Here is a 7,242-nt window from a genome sequence, read left to right as displayed (position 1 = left end):
GTCAATAGGAACATAAGCTCCACCGACTTTAAGAATAGCCAATAATCCCACAATCATGTCTAAGGAACGCTCTAGACAAATCCCCACTAATTCATCTGGTTTTACTCCTAATTTCCGCAAATAATGGGCTAATTGATTAGCACGACAATTTAATTCATTGTAGGTTAATTTTTGCTCTGAACATACCACTGCTACCGCGTCGGGTGTGCGTTTTACCTGTTCTTCAAATAACTGATGAATACATTTATCAGAGGGATAATCTGTGTGAGTTTCGTTCCACAATGATAACAATTGATAACGTTCTTCATCACTTAACATCGATAACTCAAAAATTCCCATATTGGGATTAGCTGCAATCGCAGTTAAGAGATTTTGAAAATGTTGCCCCATTTGGTTAATGGTGGGGGCAGCAAACAAATCAGTACTATAACACCAAACCGCTTCTAAACGATCAGAAACTTCCCAAAAATTTACCTCTAAATCAAATCGGGCTTTAAGCTCAACAGATAAAGGCAAACTCTCCATCTTTAAGCCAGATAAACTGGCCTCAGATTGGGGAGTATTTTGCAGTGAGAACATTACCTGTATCAAAGGATTGTGACTTAAATCTCGGTTTAATTGTAATTTTTCTACTAACATTTCAAAAGGCAAATCTTGATGGGCATAAGCTGATAAAGTTGTTTGCTTTACTCGTTCTAATAACTCGATAAAACTCGGATTTCCTTCTAGATTACCTCTGAAAGCCAAAGTATTCGCAAAAAAGCCCATCAATTTCTCAATTGCCGAACTATTACGATTAGCGATGGGAGAACCCACCAAAACATCTAATTGACCACTATAACGAGAAATTAGGACAAAAAAAGCCGCCAGTAAATTCATAAATAGCGTTGCTCCTGACTCCTGACTTAACCTTTTGAGGCGTTGCGTTAAGTCTTTATTCAGGCGAAAAACCTGCCCATCACCCCGGAAACTAGGAATTGGGGGGCGGGGATAATCCGTCGGCAATTCTAAAATAGTAGGTGCATCTTGTAACTGTTTTTGCCAGTAATTAAGTTGACGTTCTAAGACTTCACCGGTGAGCCATTGACGTTGCCATACGGCAAAATCGGCGTATTGAATCGATAATTTAGCGAGAGGGGAAGGCAACCCCTGGACAAAGGCCGCATAAAGTTGAGATAATTCATCAAAGAAGATGCTCAAAGACCAACCATCGTAAATAATATGGTGCATCTTCAACAGCAATACATACTCTTGGGAACTGAGTTTAAGTAACTTAAATTGGACTAAGGATTCCTTGGCTAGATTAAAGGATTTTAAGGAGAAAGCAATCGCTATTTCTTGCAGATGTTCTGTCTGTTCATTCTTTGATAAATTTTGTAAATCTTCTAGGGGTAACCTGACGGGGGAAGGGGGAGCAATGCGCTGAATTGGTTGCCCTTCAATCATGGGAAAAGTGGTTCTTAAAATTTCATGACGGCGAATTAGTTCGCTGAGACTTTGTTCTAAAGCCAACAGATTGAGGTTTCCTTCTAACCGCAAAGCTTCCAACAGATTATAGGAATGACTATCGGGAGAAAGTTGCTGCAGAAACCAGAGTCGTTGTTGAGCAAAAGAGAGGGGTAAATCCTGATCCCGTGACACGGGAATAATCTCTAAATCAACAGTATTAGTTGGGATTTTTGCCGCTCTTAAAAAGTCCAAAATTTCAGGTTTTTTGGCGGCGATTTCTTCTTTAATTTCTGGGGTCATAACCCCTTTGGGAGCCTGAAAACGAAGTTTTTCGCCTTCCAGCCATAGTTTAATCTCTAAACCCTTCAAATACGCTAAAAAATCTCCTACTTTCACTTACCAATTGCCTCCAAAGTTGTTGTTAAATTAGCTCTAAATCACGAAGTTTGCCCTGAGGATGAAAAAGTCCATCAGATTGCCATTGACTAGGATCAATATTTGTCCTTTGCCGTTTTAACTGTCTTGCTAAACTATTGAAATCAGCTAAAACTTTAACTGTTTTTATAATTCACCATCCTCATAATCTTCTAAGCTTTCAGTCATAGCTATTTCTCCCGGTGCAACGGTAAGAACTTCAATAATTTGGGCTAAATTAGCGATAGTTGGGTATTCTAGCAAATTTTGTAAAGACAATTCCACCGAGAAAAGATCGCGGGAACGGGAAATAACCTGAGTTGCTAACAAAGAATGTCCTCCCAATTCAAAGAAATTATCCTTAATCCCAATACGTTCGACTCCCAAAACTTCACTCCAAATTTGAGACATTTGAGTTTCAATCGGGGTACGAGGTGCGAGAAATCCCGTAGCTAAATTGCGTGTAGCTGTATCGGGTGTAGGCAAAGCCAGCCGATCTACTTTACCATTAGGAGTCAAAGGTAGGGTATTAAGCAAAACAAAAGCCTGGGGAACCATATAACTAGGTAGCTTTTGTTGGACAAATTCCCGCACCTGTGGTATCAGCTTCTGGACTAATTTACCATATAAAGGATTATTCGTATAATCAGTCCAGGATTTGGGAATAATCGTCTCATCATCCCAAAAATTGGGGTATGGTTGTTGTTCAACTTTACTTATTATCGGTTCTAGGATGGCATTCTGGCGACAGAAAACCACATCGAAAGAACCATCTTGACTACCTTCCCACCAACTGAGATGAACAGTGTAACCTAACTGTTCTCCCAGTTGCCACATTTGCTCAGGATTAATCCCTATCCCGCTATTTTTTGCTAACAATTGCCGCAATTCCCCCACCGTTTTTACCCCGGGAGAATTTTCTAAACAGTCTAAAATTTGTAGTGCCTTTTGTAATCGTTGATTGGGTACATCTCTGATACCTAAATATTCTGGTTGTTCCAGTTTCAGTTTATCTTGTAGTTGCCCTAAAGAAAACCGATCCCGCTGCCAATTTAGCCAAGTAATTGTCGTTTTTTGCCCATCAGTATCCAGATGTAAAGTAACATCATAGCGGAATTGAGTTAACTCATTGTCAGCCTGACCCCGTTTCGGTGCAATCTCTACCCAAGAAATTCGCGGAAAGTGTTGTTTAAGCGTGATAAAGAACTGAGGTGCAATTAACAATTCTTCTTCGGTAGCTACACTTTGATTCACCTGTTTTTGCCATTCTTCAAGGGTTTTATTAGCTTCAGCGCGAGCTAACTGTACCGCGGCGTGGTAAGGCTCTAGTAAGGACAAGCTACGGATATCACCTAGGAAAATCTTACCCTGATCCGCAATCGTCTTGACTGCTCCTGCGATAACTTGTAATAGATAATCCACACTAGGAAAATACTGAACCACAGAGTTAATTACTACTCGATCAAAAGTAGCTTGGGGAATGCCGGTAAAATCATCGGCTGTTCGGTGTAATAATTTTACTTTGCCCTCTAAACCCTCAATTGTGCTACATAAATGTTCTAGGTTATTAATAGTAGCAGCGGAATAATCTGCTCCCCAATATTCCTGACAATGTTTCGCCACACGGAATAGCAATAATCCACTTCCGCAACCAATTTCTAACACTCGTTGCGGTGGTTGATTTCCTAAAATTCGGCTCACTGTCTGATCAACCCATTCCTGCATTTCTGCATCGGGAATAGCTTGTCCGGTATAACTACTATTCCAACCACTAATATTAAAAGTGGGGTCCTCGGTTTGAGGTTGGGGTTTACTGTAGGATTCTTCGTAAATCTTTTGCCAATCACTAACATATTCACTCTGCCATTGAGCAAGCTGTTCGGGCAATACTTGACCCTTGAGAGCCGGAACTAAGTAGGCTACTAAATTAGTATTAAGCTGATCATAATCATGATCACTTGCCTGATCAGCGCGAGCTATCACAACCGCTTCTTGTACTAGGGGATGTTGGCTCAAAACTGCTTCAATTTCCCCTAATTCGAGGCGGAAACCCCTTACTTTAACCTGATTGTCAATTCGTCCCAGATATTCAATTTTTCCATCAGGTAAATAACGAGCTAAATCTCCTGTTTTATACAAACGTTTGCCTTTTAACTGTTCCTTGTTTTCTAAATAGATAAATTTCTCTGCTGTCAATTCTGGGCGATTCAAATAACCTCTGGCTACCCCTGCTCCTCCGATATGTAATTCCCCCGGTACACCGATAGGAACCGGTTGTAAATGCGAGTCTAAAATATAAACCTGCACATGAGGAATTGGCCGACCAATAGTTATTTTTTCATCAACCGGCGTACATTTAGCTACCGTTGCACAAACACTTCCTTCTGTGGGTCCATAACCATTAAAGAAATTTCGTCCCTGGGACCATTTTTTCACCAATTCAGGAGAACAAGCTTCCCCGGCGACAATAATAGTTTGCAGAGAGGAAAGATTTTCCCAAGACAGAACCGCTAAAGCTGATGGCGGTAGAGTAATATGAGTAATCTTATTCTCCCGTAATTGCTTGATTAAGGGTAAACCGGGCATTAAATTTTCTTTACTTGCCAAATAAAGTGTCGCTCCTGCTCCCAAAGCCATCAAAACTTCCCAAATACAGGCATCAAAACTAAAAGAAGCAAACTGAAGCACTCGACTCTGAGAAGACACAGCAAAAGTCTGAATTTGCGCCAGAGCAAGGTTACACAACCCTTGATGTTCAACCATCACCCCTTTAGGTTTACCCGTAGAACCAGAAGTATAAATCACATTAGCTAAATTAGAAGCTGTTACCTTCACCGTCAAATTATCCCAGTTCATTGGTTTAATTTCTGTCCAAATTTCAGCTAAAAATACAGTTTTAGCTTGATGATTTGGGAGTTTATCAATCAGTGAACTTTGGGTTAGTAATAAGGGTACTTGACTATCCTCTAACATAAATTGTAGGCGTTCTTGAGGATATTCTGGGTCAAGGGGGAGATAGGCAGCACCGGCTTTAAGGATGGCTATTAATGCCACAATCATGTCTAAAGAGCGCTCTACACATAAACCGACTATTACCTCGGTTTCTACACCTAAAGAGCGTAAATAGTGAGCTAGTTGATTGGCCCGACTATTTAATTCTGCATAGGTCAACTGTTGATTTTCAAAGACTACTGCTACTCCATCAGGGGTACGCGCTGCTTGTTCCTCAATTAATTGATGAATACACTTGTTATAGGAGTAATCAGCTTTTGTCTCATTCCACTCCTCTAATAGTTGATACTCTTCCTCTGGGTTTAATAAGGGTAGTGAAGCTACTGATTGACGGGGATTTTCCACAATTGCCGCCAACAAAGTCTTAAAATGAGTCATCATACGGACAATAGTTTCAGCATCAAATAAATCCCTGTTATAAGAGCAAAAACCGCCCAATCCTTCGGCTGTATCCCAGAGGTAAACTTCTAAGTCAACCCTAACTGAATCAAGTCCCGATGGTATCTCCTCAATGTTTACTCCGGGTAAATCCCAGGGAGAACTAGGAGCATTCTGAAGGGCAAAAACTATCTGTGTTAAAGGATTACGATCTAAATGACGCTCAATTTGCAATTTTTCGACTAACATCTCGAAGGGTAAATCTTGATGGTCGTAAGCGTTTTGAGTAGTTTGTCTGACTTGCGCGAGAAAATCTTCAAAGGTCGGGTCTTGAGATAAATTAAATCTTAACACTAAAGTATTGACAAAAAAGCCAATTAACCCTTCAATTTCGGTGCGGTTACGGTTAGCAATTGGTGAACCAATTACCACATCTGTTTGTTGACTATAACGAGATAGTAACACAGCAAAACCCGCTAGTAATGTCATAAAGAGAGTGCTACCGGACTCTTGACTGAGTTTTTTCAGTTGTTGCGTTAGTTGACTATCTAGTTGCAGTCGCTCCGTCCCACCGCGAAAACTTTGGATTGCTGGCCGGGGACGGTCTGTGGGAAGTTGGTGTAGTAGGGGAACCCCGGTTAATTGTTGCTTCCAGTAGCTTAATTGACGGTCTAATACTTCATTAGTTAACCACTGACGCTGCCACACGGCAAAGTCAGCATACTGTATTGATAAATCAGGTAAATCTGCTTTTGTACCGGTGCAGAAACTTCGATAATAGACCGATAATTCGTCAACTAAAACACCTAATGACCAACCATCCGCCGCAATATGATGAATAGCTAATAATAGTACATATTCCTCTGTCTTGACTTGCCATAAGTTGACTCGTAATACTGAACCTGATTCGAGATCAAAGGGTTCGGATGCTGCTGCTAATAACAGGTTTTTTACCTGTTGCTCAGAATGACTGAGGTTTTGCAGATTGACAACTGGTAAGGTGAAGGTTACATTAGGATTGATCGCTTGTATTGGTTTGTTATCTTTGAGTTTAAATTGAGTCCGTAGGGGTTCATGGCGTTGAATAATTGCCTGGAAAGCTTTTTCTAAGGCTTTAACATTGAGATTTCCGCGCAAACGCATCGTTAAATCAATAGTATAAGCCCCACTTTCTCCTTCTAATTGATTCACAAACCAGAGACGTTCCTGGGCCCAGGATAGGGGAATATCATCCTCTCGATTAACGGGGACAATTGATGGTAGCTTTAACCCTAAACCTGTTTGCAGTTCTTTTAAAATTACCGCACTTAACTGAGCAATGGTTGGGGATTCAAACAGATAACGCAAGGGAACAACAATCTCAAAGGTTTCCTGTAATCGAGAAATAACTTGAGTTGCCAACAGAGAATGTCCCCCTAATTCAAAGAAATTATCCTCAATACTGACTCGTTTTAATTTCAGTACCTCAGCCCAAATCTGCGCCATTTTTTCTTCAATGGGGTTACGGGGAGCTATATATTCACCTTGGCTCTGTAAATCGGGAACAGGTAAAGCACGGCGGTCTATTTTGCCATTGGGAGTTAAGGGGAAAGTATCAAGAAGGACAAACGCAGTTGGAACCATATAATCAGGTAATTTTGCTCGCAAAAATTGCCGTATTTCGTTAATTGTCAGGTTGATTTCGGGTTGCGGTACAACGTAAGCAACTAAGCGTTTATCCCCTAGATTATCTTCACGAACAATCACACAAGAAGACTGTACCGCCTGATTTTGACTAAGTACAGCCTCAATTTCTCCCAATTCAATACGGAAGCCGCGAATTTTTACTTGATTGTCAATCCGTCCTAAATATTCAATATTACCATCGGGTAAATAACGGGCCAAGTCTCCCGTTTTATATAATTTTGACGGCTCATTGCCCCCCTTATTAAGGGGGGTTGGGGGGATCACTTCATCCTTCTCAAAAGGATTAGGAATAAATTTTTCTTG

At 40.7% G+C, this 7,242-nt stretch carries 2 protein-coding genes; both read right to left on the bottom strand.

What is annotated here, in order from left to right; translation table 11 throughout:
- Positions 1-1,845: condensation domain-containing protein (locus IM462_RS20445; RefSeq protein ID WP_287704524.1), on the bottom strand; the 1,845-nt coding region annotated here is incomplete at its 3' end.
- A 165-nt stretch (positions 1,846-2,010) separates the two neighbouring features.
- Positions 2,011-7,242: non-ribosomal peptide synthetase (locus IM462_RS20440; RefSeq protein WP_287704521.1), on the bottom strand; the 5,232-nt coding region annotated here is incomplete at its 5' end.

It is taken from the genome of Microcystis sp. M144S2, from assembly GCF_020246065.1.
Classification (GTDB): Bacteria; Cyanobacteriota; Cyanobacteriia; order Cyanobacteriales; family Microcystaceae; genus Microcystis; species Microcystis ichthyoblabe_A.
Note: the sequence above shows the minus strand (reverse complement) of the source record. Positions and strands in the feature narration are given on the sequence as shown.